Source organism: Streptomyces sp. CMB-StM0423, from assembly GCF_002847285.1.
GTDB lineage: Bacteria > Actinomycetota > Actinomycetes > Streptomycetales > Streptomycetaceae > Streptomyces.
In genome coordinates this window covers 5683449-5701333 of the sequence record NZ_CP025407.1, presented here as the reverse complement: position 1 = coordinate 5701333, position 17885 = coordinate 5683449, and the positions used below count along the sequence as shown (strand labels likewise).

General features: G+C 75.1%; 14 protein-coding genes. 12 read left to right on the top strand and 2 right to left on the bottom strand.

Going from position 1 to position 17885, the window contains the following annotated elements; all coding sequences use genetic code 11:
* Window positions 1–23 precede the first annotated feature (23 nt).
* Window positions 24–1325, top strand: a complete 1302-nt coding sequence (locus tag CXR04_RS24805; RefSeq protein WP_101424486.1) for a hypothetical protein — start codon at window positions 24–26, stop codon at window positions 1323–1325.
* Between the two features lie 48 nt (window positions 1326–1373).
* Here CXR04_RS24805 and CXR04_RS36945 read toward each other — a convergent pair whose 3' ends face one another.
* Window positions 1374–1712: a hypothetical protein gene (locus tag CXR04_RS36945; RefSeq protein WP_442802403.1), complete on the bottom strand. Its 339-nt coding sequence runs from the start codon at window positions 1710–1712 to the stop codon at window positions 1374–1376.
* Here CXR04_RS36945 and CXR04_RS24800 point away from each other — a divergent pair.
* The 4 genes from CXR04_RS24800 to CXR04_RS24785 all read left to right on the top strand — a co-directional run bounded on the left by CXR04_RS24800 (window position 1696) and on the right by CXR04_RS24785 (window position 7872).
* Window positions 1696–3951 (top strand): tetratricopeptide repeat protein, encoded by a 2256-nt coding sequence (locus CXR04_RS24800; RefSeq protein WP_442802402.1) that lies wholly within the window; start codon window positions 1696–1698, stop codon window positions 3949–3951. The two genes, CXR04_RS36945 and CXR04_RS24800, sit on opposite strands and share 17 nt — an antisense overlap.
* Before the next feature lie 11 nt (window positions 3952–3962).
* Window positions 3963–5330, top strand: a complete 1368-nt coding sequence (locus CXR04_RS24795; RefSeq protein WP_101424485.1) for a PP2C family serine/threonine-protein phosphatase — start codon at window positions 3963–3965, stop codon at window positions 5328–5330.
* Between the two features lie 121 nt (window positions 5331–5451).
* Window positions 5452–6807, top strand: coding sequence for a vWA domain-containing protein (locus tag CXR04_RS24790; protein ID WP_101424484.1), 1356 nt, complete (start codon window positions 5452–5454; stop codon window positions 6805–6807).
* 81 nt (window positions 6808–6888) lie between these two features.
* Window positions 6889–7872 carry an FHA domain-containing protein gene (locus CXR04_RS24785; protein WP_442802401.1) on the top strand — a complete coding sequence of 328 codons (984 nt, stop codon included), beginning with the start codon at window positions 6889–6891 and terminating at the stop codon, window positions 7870–7872.
* A 177-nt stretch (window positions 7873–8049) separates the two neighbouring features.
* Here the strand turns inward: CXR04_RS24785 and CXR04_RS24780 are convergent, their stop codons facing one another.
* Complete coding sequence (locus CXR04_RS24780; RefSeq protein ID WP_101424483.1) at window positions 8050–8349, bottom strand: trypco2 family protein; 300 nt, start codon at window positions 8347–8349, stop codon at window positions 8050–8052.
* A gap of 89 nt (window positions 8350–8438) precedes the next feature.
* Here CXR04_RS24780 and CXR04_RS24775 point away from each other — a divergent pair, with 89 nt between their 5' ends.
* From CXR04_RS24775 to CXR04_RS24745, 7 genes are all read left to right on the top strand, one after another.
* Window positions 8439–9791, top strand: a complete 1353-nt coding sequence (locus CXR04_RS24775; RefSeq protein WP_101424482.1) for a S1 family peptidase — start codon at window positions 8439–8441, stop codon at window positions 9789–9791.
* Complete coding sequence (locus CXR04_RS24770; RefSeq protein WP_101424481.1) at window positions 9788–12250, top strand: tetratricopeptide repeat protein; 2463 nt, start codon at window positions 9788–9790, stop codon at window positions 12248–12250. The genes CXR04_RS24775 and CXR04_RS24770 overlap by 4 nt, the downstream gene beginning before the upstream one ends.
* Window positions 12251–12274: 24 nt before the next feature.
* Complete coding sequence (locus CXR04_RS24765; protein WP_101424480.1) at window positions 12275–13735, top strand: VWA domain-containing protein; 1461 nt, start codon at window positions 12275–12277, stop codon at window positions 13733–13735.
* Window positions 13732–14718 carry a hypothetical protein gene (locus tag CXR04_RS24760; RefSeq protein ID WP_101424479.1) on the top strand — a complete coding sequence of 329 codons (987 nt, stop codon included), beginning with the start codon at window positions 13732–13734 and terminating at the stop codon, window positions 14716–14718. The genes CXR04_RS24765 and CXR04_RS24760 overlap by 4 nt, the downstream gene beginning before the upstream one ends.
* A gap of 2 nt (window positions 14719–14720) precedes the next feature.
* On the top strand, window positions 14721–15995 hold the full coding sequence (locus CXR04_RS24755; protein ID WP_101424478.1) for an ABC transporter substrate-binding protein: 1275 nt from the start codon (window positions 14721–14723) through the stop codon (window positions 15993–15995).
* 92 nt (window positions 15996–16087) lie between these two features.
* Complete coding sequence (locus CXR04_RS24750; RefSeq protein WP_101424477.1) at window positions 16088–16813, top strand: ABC transporter ATP-binding protein; 726 nt, start codon at window positions 16088–16090, stop codon at window positions 16811–16813.
* On the top strand, window positions 16810–17877 hold the full coding sequence (locus CXR04_RS24745; protein WP_101424476.1) for an ABC transporter permease: 1068 nt from the start codon (window positions 16810–16812) through the stop codon (window positions 17875–17877). Before CXR04_RS24750 ends, CXR04_RS24745 begins: the two co-directional genes overlap by 4 nt.
* Window positions 17878–17885: the final 8 nt, after the last annotated feature.

Genomic DNA, 17885 nt, shown 5'->3' with positions numbered 1-17885 from the left:
TGCCGCTCCCGCCACGGGGTTCGATGGACCGCGAGGAGGTCGATCGTGCGCTCGCGCGGCTGGGAGCCGAGCACGAGGCGATCGAGACCTCGCTGCTCGCGCTCCAGGACCACGCGGGACGCCGGCTGCTGGAGGGCGCCGAGCTGTCCGGTACGACCAAGGAGCGCTGGGCCGCCGCAGAGCAGGCGATCTCGCTGCTGTGGGCGCACTTCGACGCGTACACCGGCGCGCTGGGCTCGGCCCGGGAGATCCGGACCCGCCGCCGCTCGCCGGGTTCGACGGAGCTGGCCGAGCTGACGGCGCTGCTGCGGGACCACGGCGTCACCATCGCGCCGGGTGCCGCGGCCCTGCCGCGTACCCTCGCCGGCGGCTATCCGGCGTCGCTGACGGGGCCTGCCCGGCTGTCGGAGTCGCTGAAGCTGGACGAGCTGGTGGAGCGGATGAACCGCTGGTACGCGGAGGTGATCGACGTCGTCGCGGCGGCGGACTCCGTGTGGTCGGCGCTGCCCGCGCGCATCGACCTGCTCGCCGCCGAGCTGCAGCGCACCCGGTCGCTGGCCCACTCCGTCGGCGTACGTTCCGGGGAGCACCCGGCGGGCGACGACCTGGAGCGGATCACGGCGGAACTGGCGTCGCTGCGCGACGAGGTGGTGCGCGACCCGCTCGCGTTCTGGTCCCGGCCCGCGGGGCGCAGCCCTGGCGCGGCGCCCGGCGGCGGCACGCCGGACACCGCGCGCTACGACGCGGCGGCGCGCGGTCTGGAGGACGTGCGCCGGGAGATCGACGCCGTGCTGCACGTCCGGCAGGACGCGGAGGAGCGGCTGATCAGGGTGCGCGACGTGCTGTCGCGCGCGGACCGTACGCTGGGCGAGGCCCGGCGGGCGCGCGGCGAGGTGCTGGCGAAGATAGCGGCGTCCGAGGTGCCGGCCGTGAGCGGCCCGCCGACCGCGCTGAACGAGCAGTTGGCCAACGCGGTCGAGTTCCGCAGGCGCGCCCAGTGGCACCGGCTCTCGCCGCTGCTGGAGAGCCTGGAGCAGCGGGCCGAGGAGGAGTTGCTACGGGCGCGGGAGTCGCTGACGGCGGTGACCGCGCCGCTGGCCGTGCGCGCGGAGCTGCGCGGCCGGCTGGACGCGTACAAGGCGAAGGTGGCCCGGCACGGCTTCGCCGAGGACCGCATCCTGGTGGAGCGGTACGACGCGGCGCGCCGGCTGCTGTGGTCGGCGCCCTGCGACCTGATCGCGGCGGAGCAGGCGGTGCAGCGCTACCAGCGGGCCACGGCGGAGGTGCTCGCGGGCCCGGTGGACCGCCCCGGGGGCACGGCGTGAGGCTGGAAGGAACGGAGTTGGGGGAGTCATGAGCAACGCGCAGGCATGTCAGCGGCCGGGCTGCGGAGGCACGTACGAGGACGTCGGCGGCGGCGAGCTGTACTGCGACACCTGCGGGCTCGCCCCCGTCGTCTCGCCGGACGGCGTCGTCGGCTCGGCGCCCACCGGGGTGACGGGGCACCGCCGCGGCAGCCGGGGCAGCAGGGGCAGTTCGTCGTCGAGCAGTTCCAGCGCGTCGAGCCGGTCGAGCAGCACGTCGCGGAGCAGTTCGCGGGCGTCGCGCCGGTCGGTGTCCGGGCGGCTGTCGCGCGCGCTGACCGGGGCGTCGACGGGCCGTTCCGTCTCGGTGAAGAGCTCGCGTACGTCCGCGGTGGCCTCCCGCGGCAAGCTGGGCGCGGGCCTGGTGACGGTGCCGGAGGTGCCGCGGCCGGACCCGCGCACGGCGGTGCTGGCGAACCCCGAGGTGCCCGAGCGCAAGCGGTACTGCAGCCGCAGCGAGTGCGGGGCGCCGGTGGGCCGTTCGCGCGGCGGGCGGGCGGGGCGTACGGAGGGCTTCTGCACCAAGTGCGGGCAGCCGTACTCCTTCGTGCCCAAGCTCCAGGAGGGCGACATCGTCCACGGGCAGTACCAGGTCGCGGGCTGCCTCGCGCACGGCGGCCTGGGCTGGATCTACCTGGCGATCGACCGCGCGGTCGCCGACCGCTGGGTGGTCCTGAAGGGCCTGCTGAACACCGGTGACGAGGACGCCATCGCGGCGGCCGTCTCCGAGCGCCGGTTCCTCGCGGAGATCGAGCACGCGGGCATCGTGCGCATCTACAACTTCGTCGAGCACCTGGACCAGCGCACCGGCAGCCTCGACGGCTACATCGTCATGGAGTACGTCGGCGGCAAGTCGATGAAGGAGATCGCCAACGAGCGGCGCACGCCGGACGGCAAGCGCGACCCGCTGCCGGTCGAGGTGGCGTGCGCGTACGGCATCGAGGCGCTGGAGGCGCTCGGCCACCTGCACAGCCGCAACCTGCTCTACTGCGACTTCAAGGTCGACAACGCCATCCAGCAGGGCGACCAGCTCAAGCTGATCGACATGGGCGCGGTGCGCCGCATGGACGACGACGAGTCCGCGATCTTCGGCACGGTGGGCTACCAGGCGCCCGAGGTGGCCGACGTCGGCCCGTCCATCGCCTCCGACCTGTACACGGTGGCGCGCACGCTGGCCGTGCTGACCTTCGACTTCCAGGGCTACACCAACGTCTTCGTCGACACCCTGCCCGACCCCGACTCGATCGACGTCTTCAACCGGTACGAGTCCTTCTACCGCCTGCTGGTCCGCGCCACCGACCCCGACCCGGCCCGCAGGTTCGCCTCGGCCGCGGAGATGTCCGAGCAACTGACGGGCGTGCTGCGGGAGGTCGTGGCGCTGCAGACGGGCAAGCCGCAGCCGGCGCTGTCCACGCTCTTCGGTCCCGAGCTGCGCGTGGTGGACACCGAGCTGTTCCCGCCGGCGACCGGCGAGACCTCGCAGCTCGGCGCCCGGCCCGTCAACAAGCGCGAGCGCGCCGTGCGGGCCGCCGGCAACGGCGTCCCGGCGCTGCCGCCCGCGCAGGGCGTACCGCCGCAGTTGCCGGGCGGCGGGCAGGGGATGGGCACGCAGGTGGCGCTGCCCGCGCAGATCGCGGACACGCTGCCGCTGGACTCCCCCGCGGCGGCGCTGGCGCTGCCGGTGCCGCGGGTGAGCCCCAGCGACCCCAACGCGGGCTTCCTCGCGGGCCTGATGGCGTCCGCGCCTGCGGAGCTGACCGCCGCCCTGTCCAACGCGCCGACGGACTCCATCGAGCTGCAGTTGCGCCGGGTGCGCGCCCATCTGGAGCTGGGCGACCTGGCCGCGACCGGCTCCTCGCTGACCGAGCTGGGCGAGCAGCACCCCGACGACTGGCGGATCGTCTGGTACCGCGGCCTCCAGGCCCTGGCCACCCGCGACTTCGAGACCGCCGCGCTGTCCTTCGACGCGATCTACGACGCCTTCCCCGGCGAGCCCGCACCGAAGCTGGCGCTGGGCATCTGCGCCGAGGTGCTGGGCCAGTTGGACAACGCCACCGAGTACTACCGGCTGGTGTGGACGACCGACCCGGCCTACGTCAGCGCCGCGTTCGGGCTCGCCCGGGTGCGGCTCGCCGCCGCCGACAGGTCCGGTGCGGTACGGGCGCTGGAGTCCGTACCGGAGGCGTCGATCCACTACACCGCCGCGCGGGTCGCGGCGATCAGGGCCCGGCTGCGCCAGCGCGCCCCGCAGGAGCCGCTGCTGACCGATCTGCACGCGGCCGGTACGCAGGTGGAGCGGCTGCAGGACGTGGGCCTGGACGCGGGCCGCAGAGCCCGGCTCTCCACCGAGGTGCTGGGCAGTGCGCTGGACTGGGTGCTGACGGGCCGTACCGGGGCCGGCGCGGTCCCGGCCGCCCCCTCGGGTCCGCCGCAGCCGGCACTGCTGGGGTGCGCGCTGGACGAGGACGGACTGCGGTTCGGTCTGGAAAACTCCTTCCGCGTGCTGGCCCGTCTCGCACAGCACGGCCATGAGCGGATCGACATGGTCGAACGGGCCAACCGCTACCGGCCGAAGACCTGGGTATGAGAGGAAAGCCCATGGCGAACACACCTCCCGTATCCCAACTGAACTCGTGCCCCTCGTGCGAGGAGCCGCTGGAGGAGGGTGACCTGTTCTGCGGGGCGTGCGGCGCGGATCTCGCCGCGCCCGCCCCCGCGGCGGCCGCGCCGGCGGCCGCGGCACCCGCGGCGGGTCCCAACGGCGCCGCGCCCGCCGCGGCTCCCGCGGGCGCGCCGCCCGCCGGCCGGGTCGCCGCGCCGGACAGCCGTCCCTCGGAGGGGCAGCGCACCGGCAGTTACCGCATCGCGGGCCCCGGGGCCGCCCCGGAGGGCGGCGGGGAATCCGGCGAGTTCCTGCTGGACACGCCCGGGGGGGACCCGGAGCACCAGCGCATCGCCGAGCCGGTGGCGCCGCAGGGCGCCGACCCGCGCGCGGCGCTCGGCACCGCCGCCCCGGACGCCCCGGCCGCCGCCGGGGCACCGGCCGCAGGTCCGGTGCCGCCGGGGCGGCGCTGCATCGCGTGCCGTACGGGCGCGATCGACGTCGACGGCTACTGCGAGCGCTGCGGCCACGCGCAGCCGCGCGAGCGGGACCACATGGAGCACGAGGTGGAGGGCGTCGCCGCGGTCAGCGACCGGGGCCTGCGCCACCACCGCAACGAGGACTTCTTCGCCATCGCGGACACCGTCCTGCCCAACGGCGCGCCCGCCACGGTCGCCGTCGTCTGCGACGGCGTGTCCTCCGCCGGCCGCCCGGACGAGGCGTCCGCCGCCGCCAGCGTCGCCGCGGGGGCGTCGCTGCAGGCCACGCTGGGCCGCGGGCTGCACCCGCAGCAGGCGATGCACGAGGCGCTGCTGGCCGCCGCGGGCTCGGTCAACGAACTGGCCGCACAGCACTCGCCGCTGAGCCACCAGAACGCGCCGGCCTGCACGATCGTCAGCGCGGTGATCGCCGGCGGCATCCTGACCGTCGGCTGGGTCGGGGACTCGCGCGCGTACTGGGTGCCGGACGACCGCGCCGCGCCGTCGGCCCGGCTCACCGAGGACGACTCGTGGGCCGCGCAGATGGTCGCCGCCGGGCTGATGTCCGAGGCGGACGCGTACGCGGACGAGCGCGCGCACGCGATCACCGGCTGGCTGGGCGCGGACGCGCACGAACTCGACCCGCACACCGCCTCGTTCAAGCCGGACGGGCCGGGCGTGGTGATCGTGTGCACCGACGGGCTGTGGAACTACGCCGAGGCGGCGGCGGAACTGGCCGCCGCGGTGCCGCCGGACGCCGCGACCCGGCCGCTGCACGCGGCCCAGGTGCTCGTCGGCCACGCCCTGGACGGGGGCGGCCACGACAACGTAACAGTGGCGGTACTCCCGTTCCCCGGCCCGGCGGGCGGGGCAGGCCCTTCGTGATGGAGGGGGGACACGAGGGGGTTTGATCCGCCACGGGGGGCGGCGCGCGTAACGTAGGCAGCCTCTCTTGCCCGGTGAATTGTCTACATAGATCTAAATACCATCAGTGGGAGGGGACGAGATGGCCAACTTCTCGAAGTCGAACGCGCCGGAGTTCTCGGTCGAGGTCTACCAGAACGAATACCTGCCCGAGGGCGGCCGCGAGGTCAACGCGATCGTCACCGTCGCCTCGACGGGCGGCGGCACGACGGGCGGCATGCCGCTGCCCGCCGCCGACCCGGCGCGTATGCAGTTCGGTTCCGCGGGTCCCGACGCGGGCGTGGTGATCATGGTCGACTGCTCGGGTTCGATGGACTATCCCCCCACCAAGATGCGCAATGCCAGGGACGCCACCGCCGCCGCGATCGAGACGGTACGCGACGGCGTCGCCTTCGCCGTCGTCGCCGGCACCCACGTGGCCCGCGAGGTCTACCCCGGCGGCGGCCGGCTCGCGGTCGCCGACGCCGCGACCCGTACCGAGGCCAAGGAAGCGCTGCGCAAGCTGAGCGCCGGCGGCGGCACGGCGATCGGCACCTGGCTGCGGCTCGCCGACAAGCTGCTGGGCTCCTCCGAGGTGGCGATCCGGCACGGCATCCTGCTCACCGACGGCCGCAACGAGCACGAGTCGCCGGAGGACCTGCGCGCCGCGCTCGACGCCTGCGCCGGCCGGTTCACCTGCGACGCCCGTGGCGTCGGCACGGACTGGGAGGTCAAGGAGGTCACCGGCATCGCCTCCGCGCTGCTCGGCACCGCCGACATCGTCGCCGACCCGGCCGGCCTGGCCGCGGACTTCACGCAGATGATGGAGACCGCGATGGGCAAGGAGGTCGCGGACGTGGCGCTGCGGCTGTGGACGCCGCAGGGCTCGGTCATAAAGTTCGTCAAGCAGGTCGCCCCCACGGTCGAGGAGCTGACCGAGCGGCGTACGGAGGCCGGCCCGCGCGCCGGCGACTACCCCACGGGCTCGTGGGGCGACGAGTCCCGCGACTACCACGTCTGCGTCGAGGTGCCCCCCGCCTCCGTGGGCCAGGAGATGCTTGCCGCCCGCGTCTCGCTCATCCTGCCGCGCCCCGACGGCAGCGCGCAGACCCTCTCCCAGGGGCTGATCCGGGCGGTGTGGACGGACGACATGGCGGCCTCGACCCGTATCAACGCGCAGGTCGCGCACTACACGGGCCAGGCCGAACTCGCCCAGGTCATCCAGGCGGGACTGGAGGACCGCAAGGCCGGCGACATGGACGGCGCCACGGCCAAACTGGGGCGCGCGGTCCAGCTCGCGAGCGCCTCCGGCAACGCGGACACCGCAAAGCTACTGTCGAAGGTGGTGGACGTGGTCGACGCGGCGAGCGGTACTGTGCGTCTGAAGGCCAAGGTCGCGGAGGCCGACGAGATGACACTGGAGACACGGTCGACGAAGACCGTCCGCGTCAAGAAGTGACGAGAGTGAGACAGGGGGATCCACCGAGATGGCGACCTGCCCGAACGGTCACCCGTCAGGAGCCGAGGACTGGTGCGAGGTGTGCGGCATCCGCATGCCGGGCGCCGTCCCGCCACCGGCCGCCCAGGTCCCGCCGCCGGGCCCGGGGGCTACGGCTACCCCGGTCCCCCCGCCGGCGAGCCCACCCAGGCCGCGGAGCCCTGCCCGTCGTGCGGCACGCCCCGGGAGGGGCAGGCGCAGTTCTGCGAGGAGTGCCGGTACAACTTCGTCACCCAGAGCGCCCAGCCGTACGTGCCGCCGACGATGGCCCAGGGCTTCTCGCAGGGCTTCCACCCGCAGCACCCGCAGGGGCTGACGTACCAGCCCTCGGGCCCCTCGCAGGTCCACCGCGGGCCCGAGCCGCTGGGCCCGGACACCGGTGCGGCGCAGGCGCCACCGCCTCCGCCGCCACCGCCGCCGCCGGGCCCCGGGCTCGGCGTGCCGCCGCAGGCGCCGCCGCAGCAGGACCCGCGGATGGGCGGCGACTTCGTGATCACGCCGCCCAGTTCTGCGCAGCCGCCGCCGCAGCACGGACAGCACGGACAGCACGGACAGCACGGACAGCACGGGCAGCACGGGCAGCAGTTCCCCGGCCAGGGGCCGCCGCCGCAGCCTATGGGCGTCGGCTGGGTGGCGGTCGTCGCGCCGGACCGGGAGTACTTCGCGGCGATGATGTCGCGCAGCGGTCCCGAGGCACACGGGCTGAACCTGCCGGCGTACTCGCCCGAGCAGAAGGTGCCGCTGGTCGGGCCGCAGATCGCGATCGGCCGCAAACGGCAGTCGACGGGCGAGGTGCCCGACATCGACCTCGCCAGACCGCCCGAGGACCCGGGTGTCTCGCACAAGCACGCGATGCTCGTCGAGCAGCCGGAGGGCGGCTGGGCGGTGGTCGACCAGAACAGCACCAACGGCACGACCGTCAACGGCGCGGCCGACCCGATCCAGCCCTTCGTGCCGGTGCCGCTGAGAGAGGGCGACCGGGTGCACGTCGGCGCGTGGACGACGATCCGCATCGAGCGGGGCTAGCCGCCCGTTCATCCCGCAGGACCCCGAAGGCCCGGTGCCGAATCGTTCCGAGCCGGACGGCAGAGGCGATGTCGTACGGACCCCATCCCGTACGCCACCGCCGGACCCCGCACCACGGCAGGACCCGCGCACCACCGCACCGCCCCGTACCACGGCCGCCTCAACGGCGAGGCGCCCTCAGCGGCTGATCGGCCGGTCCCCGGCCGCGCCGTGCGGCACCAGATCGAGCTGTACCCGGTGCGTACCCACCCGGGTCGCGGATCCCCCGGCGCCCGCCTCCACCACGCCGAGCCGCAGCGAGAGCCGCCCCTCCCCCGTACGGTGCAGCTCCACCGCGAACTCCAGGCTCACCCGGTCCACCCGGAACCGCCAGTCGCTCCGCTCCCCTTCGCGCTCCGCCTTCGCCAACTCCCGCCGCACCTCGGCGATCGCGTCCGAGAGCCCCACCAACTCGTCGCCCTGCGCCTCGTGCGCCATCAGCGTGCCCCCTTCACCTCATGACTATCTGTCATTGAGCCGTGCCAGAGTGTAGAGGGGAGCCGCCGGGAGCGTTATCGTCAGCCGTCATGGGGGATCGGGCTGCCGCGGAGGGAAACGGCTGGCGGCTGCGGCTGCGCGCCGGCGGCAAGGTGCTGGGCGCGGGCATCCTCATCGCCCCCGACCGGGCCCTGACCTCGGCACACGCCCTCGACGGCACCGACGGCGAGCTGACCGTCGACTACGCCGACTACCGCGGCGCCGTCGCACCCAGCCGCGCCCGCCCGCTGCCCGGCTCCGTCAGACCCTGCGGCACGGAACCGGCCGACGGCGACGTCGCGCTGCTGTCCCTCGACCCGCCCCGCGCCGGGGCCCGCCCGGCGCCGCTGCGCCGCATCCCCCGCTACACCGGCGCGAAGGTGCTCATCGGCGGCTTCCCCGCCAGGGGCGACGAGGGGTTATGGGTACGGGCCCGGGTGGAGGGCCCGTACGGCGCCTGGTGGCAACTGACGCCGGAGAACCAGGTGATGGTCCTCGAAGCGGGCTTCAGCGGCGCGGGCGTCGCCAACGCCCAGTTGGACCAGGTCTCCCCCGAGCCGCCGCCCGAGGTCCTGGGCATGGTCGTCAGCCGGTTCTACGACGACGGGCAGGTGCCGCAGTTCGAGAAGCGGCACGGGCACATGATCCCGCTGGACCGGATCGCGGAGCTGCTGCCGGAGGTGGACCGGCTCATCGGCGGGCCCGCGCCGCGCGACGCCGCGCTCTCCGCCGTCGTACCGGCCCGCCCCGGCACCGGCGCGGACGCCGGGCTGGCCGCGCGGCTCGCCGGCTGGGCCGCGGGCGCCGGGCCGCCGGTGCTGCTCGCCACCGCACCCGAGGGCTCCGCCCGGGACCTCGCCTTCACCGCCGGCCTCGACCGGGTGGAGATCGCCCTGGACGCCGCGGGGAGCAGGGCGGACGACCTCGCGTACGCGCTGGGCGAGCGGCTGCGGCTGCCGGAGCCGTACGGCAGCGCGTTCACCGCCTGGCTGCGCGGCGGCGGCCCGCGGCCCGCCCTGCGCGACTCGGGCCGGCAGCTCGACCTGCCGGTCAGGGTCGCCGTGGCCGGGGCCGACACCGCGGCGGAGCCGATCGCGGCCCTCGGCGTGCTGACGCAGTTGGCGGCGCTGGGCGTCCGGCTGCTGGTGGTACTGCGCCGCCCCGGCACCGAGTTCCTGAAGGAGGCGGAGCGGCGGGTGGAGTGCCCGGCGCTGCGCGGGTACGCCCGCGGGCTGGTCCGCCGGGTGATCGCCCTGGAGCGAGGCCGTACCGGGCCGCGGATGGCCAACGCCCGCAACGCCGCGCTCACCGCGCACGACTGCGCCCGCGACCCGGTGGCGGTGCTCCGCGAGCTGGCCGACCGGCTGCGCGCGGACATCGCCCGTCTGGAGGGCCCCCGATGACCGACCCCGGCGTACGGACCGGCTGCCCCCACCGGCTGTTCTCCGGCGGCGGCTGCCCCGGCGAGCTGCTGCCCGCCGGTTACTGCACGAGCTGCGGCCGGCACCGCGACGCGCCGCGGCTGCCGGAGCCCGACGGCGGCCCGGCGCAGCCGCTGGTGCTGCCGGAGCTGCCCGCGGAGGACGCGTACGACTCGGTGATCCCGGAGAACGCGCCGCTGGCGTACGGCAAGCGCTGCGGCAACAAGGCGTGCGGCGCCCTGCTCGCGCCGCCGCTGGTGGAGCCGCCCGTACCCAACGAGGGCCACTGCCCGGCCTGCGGGCACCGCTACTCGTTCGTGCCGCGGCTGCGCGAGGGCGACATGCTCGGCCAGTACCGGGTGCTCGGCTGCCTGGCCCACGGCGGCCAGGGCTGGGTCCACCTCGCCGAGAACACCCGCCTCGAAGACACCCAGGTCGCGGTCAAGGAGCTGCTGAACCGGCACGACAAGCAGTTGGCCGAGCTGGCGGAGAGCGAGCGCCGCTACCTCATCGCGCTCGACCACCCGGACATCGTGCGGATCCTCGACTATCTGCGCGAGGAGCGCGGCGGCACCGAGCAGCCGATGAACTACATCGTCATGGAGTACGTCGGCAGCAACACCCTGGAGAAGATCGTCACGGAGGTGCGGCGCGGCCGGCGCGGGCTCGACATAGAGGAGGTCATCACCTACGGCTGCCGGATCCTCGACGCGCTCGACCACCTGCACCGGCGCAAGGACCCCATCGGGCCGCTGGCGTACTGCGACATGAAGCCGTCCAACGTCATCCACTACCGCGACGGGCTGAAGGTCATCGACCTCGGCGGCGTCCGCCGCATCAGCGAGGCCACCGCGCCCGTGCGCACCGCCGGCTACGCCGCGCCCGAGGTCGACCGCACCGGGCCGACCGTCGCGCACGACCTGCACACCATCGGCCGTACGCTCCAGGAGCTGGCCCGCTTCGCCGCCACCCGCGACATCCCCGGCACCGGCATCACGTCCTTCCGGTACGTCGTGCGGTGCGCCACCGCGCCCGAGCCGGGCGACCGGTTCGCCTCCGCCGCCGAGATGAGCGAGCAACTGCGCGGCGTGCTGCGGGAGATCCGGGCGCTGCGCACCAAGCCCGACCGGCCGGAGCCGTCCGCCCTGTTCGTGCCGACGCGGCGGCTGCTCGACGCCGGCCTCGGCCAACTGCCGCCGCTGCGCCGCTGGCTGGAGCGGCCGGCGCCCCGGCGCGGCCCCCGGCAGGTGTCCGAGCCGCTGGACACCCGGCCGCCCGCGGCGGGCGACGTGGCGGCGGCGCTGCCGGTGCCCAGGCCGCACGCGGAGGACGGCCAGCGCGGCCTGTTCGGGCTCTCGTCGACCCATCCGGGCAGGAAGCTGCACCAGCCCGCGGACGAGCCGTCCGCGGAGATCTGCTTCCACAACGTACGGATGCATCTGCAGGCCGTGCCTGCGCCCGCCCTCGCGGAGGCGGCGGGAGAGCTGACCGAGGCGCGCGAGATCCTGGCCGGCAGCCCGCACCGGACCTGGCAACTGGACTGGTACGAGGGGCTGCTCGACCTGGTACGGGCGCAGGCCGCCGCGGACGGCGGCGGGACCCGGGTCCTCCCTGAGGGTGAACAGGGCCCGGGCGACGCGGTGTCACCCGAAGTGGCGGCGCTGAACCGGGCGTACGGCCACTACGAGGCGGTCTACCGGCGGCTGCCCGGCGAGTACGCGCCGAAGCTGGCGCTCGGCTACTGCGCCGAGCGGCTGGCCGCCGCCGCGGCGGCCGACCCGGCCGGGACGGCCGGCGGGCGCACGCCGGAGGAGCTGCGCCGGATCGCCACCGACCACTACCGCACCGTCTGGTACCGCAACCGCATGCAGGGCAACGGGGCGTTCGGCCTGGCCCGGCTCGCGCTCGCCCGCGGCAGCCGGCAGGAGGCGGTCGACGTGCTGGACAACATGCCGATGGACTCCCCCGACCACGGCGCCGCATGGATCGCGACCCTGCGGGTCTCGGCCGCGCGGCTGGGTACCGGCGGCCCGGCGCTGCCGCCGCTCGCCGAGATCGGCAGGGCCCGCGCGCGGCTCGCCGACGCCGCCGACACCGGCAGCGCGGCGCCGCTCCATCTGGCGCAGGAGCACGGGCTGCTGCTGGAGGCGGAGTTCCTGGAGTGGGCACTCGACCTGGTCACGGGGCCGGACTCGGCGGGCGGCGGCGACGGCTTCCCGTACGGCCGCCTCTTCGGCGAGCCGTACCGCCCGCGCGCCGGCGAACGCCCCCTGCCCGGCGCGCTGCCGTCCCGCCCGGCCGCCGCCCGCGACACCCCCGAACGCACCATCCGGCTGCTGCTCGCCGCCTGTTACCGGAAGCTGTCCCGGCACTGCCGGGACGACGACCGCGCGAAGCTCATCGAGCTGCACAACGCGGTCCGCCCGCCCACCGTCGTCTGACCCGCCCCCTGGAGGCGCACCCCGATGGACACGCTGCGGTTCGGCGTCACGCTCGCGGACGCGGCGGAGGCGCAGCACCGGCTGCGCGCGGACGTGGCCGCGCACACCGTCGACAGCACCGTGGAGATCACCGCGGAGGCCGCGGGCGGGCCGGTCCCGGCGGCTGCGGACACCGGCGTCATCGTGGCCCTGGACTTCGCGCCGCAGCGGCTGGCGGAGACCCGCCGGGCGGTGGCCGCGGCGATCACGGCGCTGCCGGACGGCATGGCGTTCGCGGTGCTGCACGGGGGCGGCGCACCGCGGATCTGCTACCCGTACGACGCCAGCGAGGTCTGGGCGTACGCGGACGACATCAGCCGGAACACCGCGCGCTTCGAGGCGGAGCGGCTGCTGCCCGCGGGCGGCGGCACCGGCGGCTACGCGGCGTGGCTCGACGCCGCCCGCGCGCACGTCGCAAGGGAGCCGCGCCGGATCGCCCACCTGCTCGTGATCACCGACGGTCGCGGCCACGACGACGGCCGCCTCGACGCCGCGATCGACGCCTGCGCCGAGACGCTGACGTGCGACGTCATCGGTGTCGGCGGCGACTGGGAGCCGGCGCTGCCGGCCCGGATCGCGACCCGGCTGCACGGCCGGGCGGAACTGGCGGAGGGCGCCGGGCCGCTGGCCGCCCGGCTCGCGGACATCGCCGGCCGGCTGCGCTCGACGCGGGTGCCGGCGGTGCCGGTCGAGGTGCGGCTGCGTGCCGGCGTGACGCTGCGGTCCTTCCGCGAGGCGGCCCCCGTCAGCCGGGAGCTGCGGCCCGACCCGCACCCCGCGGGCGCGGACCCGTGGCGGCATGTCTTCAGCACGCGGCTGTGGGACGCGGGCACCCGCCGCTACATCCTGTCCGTCGAGGCCCGCCCGGACGGCGATCCCGCGGCCGGGCGGGAGGCCGACATGCTGGAGGCCGACCTGCTGCTGGCCCAGGTTGCGCTGGGCCCCGGGGTCGCGGCGCTGCCGGGGCGTACGGCGGCCGCGGTGCGGGTGCGCTGGTCGTACGACGCGGCTCCCGGCCGGGTGCGGGCCCGCGGCGCCAGCGCGACGTACCTGCTGCGCGACGATCTGGCCGAGGCGTTCAACGCGGGCTGCACCGCCATCTCCCGCGGCGACCTGCGCACGGCGGCCGAGATGCTGGGCGCGGCGGCGAAGCTCGCCTACGCCCTCAGGGACCGGGACTTCCTCGACCACGACCTGAACCGCGTCGCCGAGGTGCTGGACGCGGCCAACGGCGTCGTACGGGTACGGGCGGGCGCCGCGGTCGACCGGCCGGCGGTGCTGCGCAACCGGCTGTCGCGCGGCCAGGACCGCCCCCTGGACGTGGCCCCGCCCGCGCCCGCCGGCATCCCCTGCCCCGCACCCGGCTGCGGCCGGCTCGCCACTGCCGCGGCCGCCTTCTGCGTCGCCTGCGGCACCCGGCTGGCAGCCGCGGGGAGCCCGGGGTGAGGGCGCGGCTGCGGCGGCTGCTGCGCGCGCTGCTGCTGCCGGAGACCGTCAAGTTCCGGCTGCTGCGCCACCTGGCGGCGGTGCTGGTGCTGGGCGCGGTCGGCAGCACCGCGCTGCTCGTCTCGTACGGCACCGTGCACCGCGTGCCCGCGGAGCTGCAGGCCCGTTCGGTGCCGGCGGTGCAGGACGCGGTGGCGTTCCGCAAGGCGCTGGACGAGGCGGACAACCAGGTGCACCGCTCGTACGTGGACGGGCTCATGGACACCGTGGGTCCCGGCGAGCGCTACCAGCAGCAGAGCGGTGCCGCCGCCCAGGCGCTGTCGCGGCTGTCCGACCGGCAGATCGAGGGCGACGACGGCCGCCGGGTCGTCGAGGTGCTGAACGTCCTGCACAAGGCGTACCAGGACGCCGTCAACGAGGCCGCCTTCTACCGCGGCGCGGAGAGCCGGCTGATGCGCGAGCAGAAGCTGCGCGAGGCGGAAACGGTGCTGCGGCGCGAGCTCACGGGCATCCAGCCGCGGCTGGAGGAGCTCCAGCGCGCTCAGCTCGCGAGCATCGAGGACGAGACGGACGTGACCGCCGCCGAGAAGGCGGGCTGGATGGTCGCGGTGACGGCGCTGCTGCTGCTCGCGCTCGTGCTGCTGCTGGCCTGGCGGGTGCTCTGGCGGTGCTGCGGGCGGCTGTTCAGCGGCTGGCTGGCGGTGGCACTGGTGCTCGTCGGCCTCCTCGCCGCGCTGCCGCTCGCGGCGACGTACGACACCCAGGAGAAGCTGGACGCCGTCCACAGCGCGCTGGTGCGGGTCGAGCGCACCGACGCGCAGGACCGCATCGACGCCGAGGCCGCGACCGTGCGCGAGACCATCGCGTCCACCTCGGCGGCCACCCGCGCCCTGCCGTGGCTGGCCGCGGGCTGCGGGGTGGCGGTCGTCTGCGCCGCGGGCGGGCTGCTCTGGCGGCTGTACGACGACTACGGGAGGGACTAGCCGTGCTCCGGATGTCCCGGCTGCGCCGGGTCCTCGTGGCGGGGGTCGCGACGGCGGTGCTCGCGGGCTGCGTCGGCGGCCAGCCGCCGGTCGACGAAGCGGTGGACCGCCCGGTCACGGTGCTCGGGCCGTGGACGGGCACGCAGGAGGAGACGTTCGAGGACCTGCTGCGGAGCCAGGGCTTCGACTACGTCTACCAGGGCACCGCCGCGCAGCGCGAGGTGCTGCTCTCCCAGGCGCAGGCAGGGACCCCGCCGGACATCGTGATCATGCCGGGCCCGGGCGAGCTGGCGGAGTACGCGGCCGAGGGCAGGCTCGAACCGCTCGACGGGCGGGGGCTGTACGCGCGGGAGCAGTACCACGCCCCGTGGACCCCGCGGGCCACCGGGAAGTCCGGCGAGCGCGTGTACTGGGTGCCGGTGCGCGCGGCGCTGAAGAGCATCGTCTGGTACCGGGCGGCCAACGGCAGGCCGGAGACCGTCGGCGCCCGGGAGTGGTGCGTGGGCATGGGCGACGACGGCGCCGCCGGCTGGCCGGGCAGCGACTGGATCGAGGACCTGCTGCTCCAGACCGCCGGGCCGCGGACGTACGCCCGCTGGGCGCGGGGCGAGCTGGAGTGGACTGCGGAGCCCGTCGTACGGGCCTGGACGGCGTGGGGGACGCTGATGAAGTCGGACGGCACCGGGCCCGCGCGCTGGGCGCTGCTCAACGACTACCGGGGCGCCGACGAGGAGGACGGGCTGCTGTTCGGCGGGCGGGTGGAGACCGACGAGCGGTGCGTGGCCGAGCACCAGGGCTCGTTCGCCCGCGACCTGTACGGGGACGCCGCGGACCGGGCGGACTACCTGCCCTCGACGCCGTTCCTGCCGGGCACGACGGCGGCGCGCGGGCGAGAGGTGAGCGGGGACTTCGCGGCGCTCTTCGACGACCGGGCCAAGGCACTGGAGGTGTTCCGGTTCCTCGCCTCCCTGGAGGGGCAGCGGGCCTGGGCCGATTCCTCGGAGTCGCCGGTGTACAGCGCCAACTCCGAGCGCGGCACGCCGCGTTCCGCCGACGCGGTGACGCAGCGGATCGTCCGCGACCTGGGGGACACCGGCCTGCCGCGCTGCCTGGACGCCTCCGACGTGATGCCGCCGGCGGTGCGCGACGCGTTCTGGAACGCGGCGCTGCAGTACCTCGCCGCGGAGGGTCTCGACCCGCTGCCGTGGCTGCGGAACATCCAGAAGGTGCAGGAGTTCGAGGAGCGGCGGCCGTGGATGACGGGCATCTGCGGCTGACCCGCACCCCCCACGCGCGTACCACCCCCGAACTGCACGAACGGCACCCCCCACCCCTCCCGGAACGCCCGTTCCGCCGTTAGGGTCGGCCCATGACCGCCGCGATCTCCGTCACCGGCCTGCGCAAGCGCTACGGCGACGTGCGCGCCGTCGACGGAGTGAGCTTCGAGGTCCGCGAGGGCGAGTTCTTCGGGCTGCTGGGGCCGAACGGCGCCGGCAAGACCACCACCCTGGAGATGGTCGAGGGCCTGCGCCGCCCCGACGAGGGCCGGGCGGTGCTGCTCGGCGAGCCGTCCTGGCCGCGCAACCAGGCGCTGCTGCGGCGCATCGGCGTCCAGCTCCAGGCGTCCGCGTTCTTCGAGAAGCTCACCGCCCGCGAGCAGATACGCACCTTCGCCTCCCTCTACGGCATCCCCGACGAGCGGGCCGACGCGATGCTCGCCGAGGTCGGCCTCACCGAGAAGGCCGGCACCCGCGAGGACAAGCTCTCCGGCGGCCAGGCGCAGCGGCTGTCGATCGCCTGCGCGCTGGTGCACGACCCCGAGCTGGTCTTCCTCGACGAGCCGACCACGGGACTCGACCCGCAGGCCCGGCGCAACCTGTGGGACCTGCTGCGCGGCATCAACGCCGCGGGCCGCACCGTGGTGCTGACCACGCACTACATGGACGAGGCCGAGGTGCTCTGCGACCGCGTCGCGGTGATGGACGCGGGCCGCATCCTGCGCGTCGGGAAGCCCGCCGAGCTGGCCGCAGAGCTGGAAGTGGACTCGCTGGAGGACGTCTTCCTGCAGTTGACCGGGCGGGAGTACCGCGAGTGAAGCCGTTCGTCAGCCTGTCGAAGGCCATGGCCCTGGGGCTGCTGCGCGACCGGGCCTCCGTGTTCTTCATCCTGATCTTCCCGCTGATGTTCCTCGCCCTGTTCGGCGCGCTCTTCAAGGACGCGGGCGTCTCCCGCGCCACGATGGTGCAGGTCGGCGCCGTCGAGGTCTTCGACGAGATGCCGGCGAAGGCGCGGGCCGGCCTCGACGACGTACTGGAGATCGAGAAGTCCGGGGACCGGGCCGGGGCGCTGGCGAAGGTACGGGACGGGGACGCCGACGCCGCCGTGTGGGAGGAGCCCGGCGGCAGGGTGCAGATGCGGGTCTCGGCCGCCGACCCGGTGCAGGCGGGCAACGTCGGCGGGGTCCTCAGGTCGGTCGTGGACCAGGCGAGCATCGCGGCGACCGGGCAGCCGCCCGCGTACACGCTGACCGGCGGGCAGGTCGAGGACGAGTCGCTCCATGCCATCCAGTACTTCACCCCCGGGCTGCTGGGCTGGGCGGTGGCGATGGGCGGGGTGTTCAGCGCGGCGCTCGGGCTGGTCAACTGGCGCAAGAAGCGCATCCTGCGGCGGCTCTGGCTGGCGCCGGTGCGCGCGGGCCCGGTGATCTCCGCCCGCCTCGGCGTCAACATGCTGCTGGCGTTCGGCCAGACCGCCATCTTCCTGCTGGTGGCCACGGTGCCGTACTACGGGCTGAAGCTGACCGGCGACTGGTGGCTGGTGATCCCGCTGGTGGCCTGCGGGAGCGTGGCGTTCATGTCGATCGGCTTCGCGATCGGCGCGTGGGCGAAGACCGAGGACGCCGCCAACGGGCTGGCGCAGATCATCGTGCTGCCGATGGCCTTCCTGTCCGGTTCGTTCTTCCCACTCGACGAGGCGCCGCCGTGGGTGCGGACGATCTCCGAGGCGCTGCCGCTGAAGCACCTGGTGCAGGCCATGCAGGACGTGCTGACGCGCGGCGGGAGCTGGTCGGACGCGCTGCCGACGATGGGCGTGCTGCTGCTGACGGCGGCGGTGTTCACGGCGCTGGCGCACCGGTTCTTCCGCTGGGACGCGGCGTAGCGCCCGGG

Excerpts from the sequence above, each read along its gene's own strand:
- CXR04_RS24805 (WP_101424486.1), top strand. The coding sequence starts at position 24 with ATGGACCGCGAGGAGGTCGATCGTGCGCTCGCGCGGCTGGGAGCCGAG.
- CXR04_RS24795 (WP_101424485.1), top strand. The coding sequence starts at position 3,963 with ATGGCGAACACACCTCCCGTATCCCAACTGAACTCGTGCCCCTCGTGC.
- CXR04_RS24790 (WP_101424484.1), top strand. The coding sequence starts at position 5,452 with ATGGCCAACTTCTCGAAGTCGAACGCGCCGGAGTTCTCGGTCGAGGTC.
- CXR04_RS24780 (WP_101424483.1), bottom strand. The coding sequence starts at position 8,349 with ATGGCGCACGAGGCGCAGGGCGACGAGTTGGTGGGGCTCTCGGACGCG.
- CXR04_RS24775 (WP_101424482.1), top strand. The coding sequence starts at position 8,439 with ATGGGGGATCGGGCTGCCGCGGAGGGAAACGGCTGGCGGCTGCGGCTG.
- CXR04_RS24770 (WP_101424481.1), top strand. The coding sequence starts at position 9,788 with ATGACCGACCCCGGCGTACGGACCGGCTGCCCCCACCGGCTGTTCTCC.
- CXR04_RS24765 (WP_101424480.1), top strand. The coding sequence starts at position 12,275 with ATGGACACGCTGCGGTTCGGCGTCACGCTCGCGGACGCGGCGGAGGCG.
- CXR04_RS24750 (WP_101424477.1), top strand. The coding sequence starts at position 16,088 with ATGACCGCCGCGATCTCCGTCACCGGCCTGCGCAAGCGCTACGGCGAC.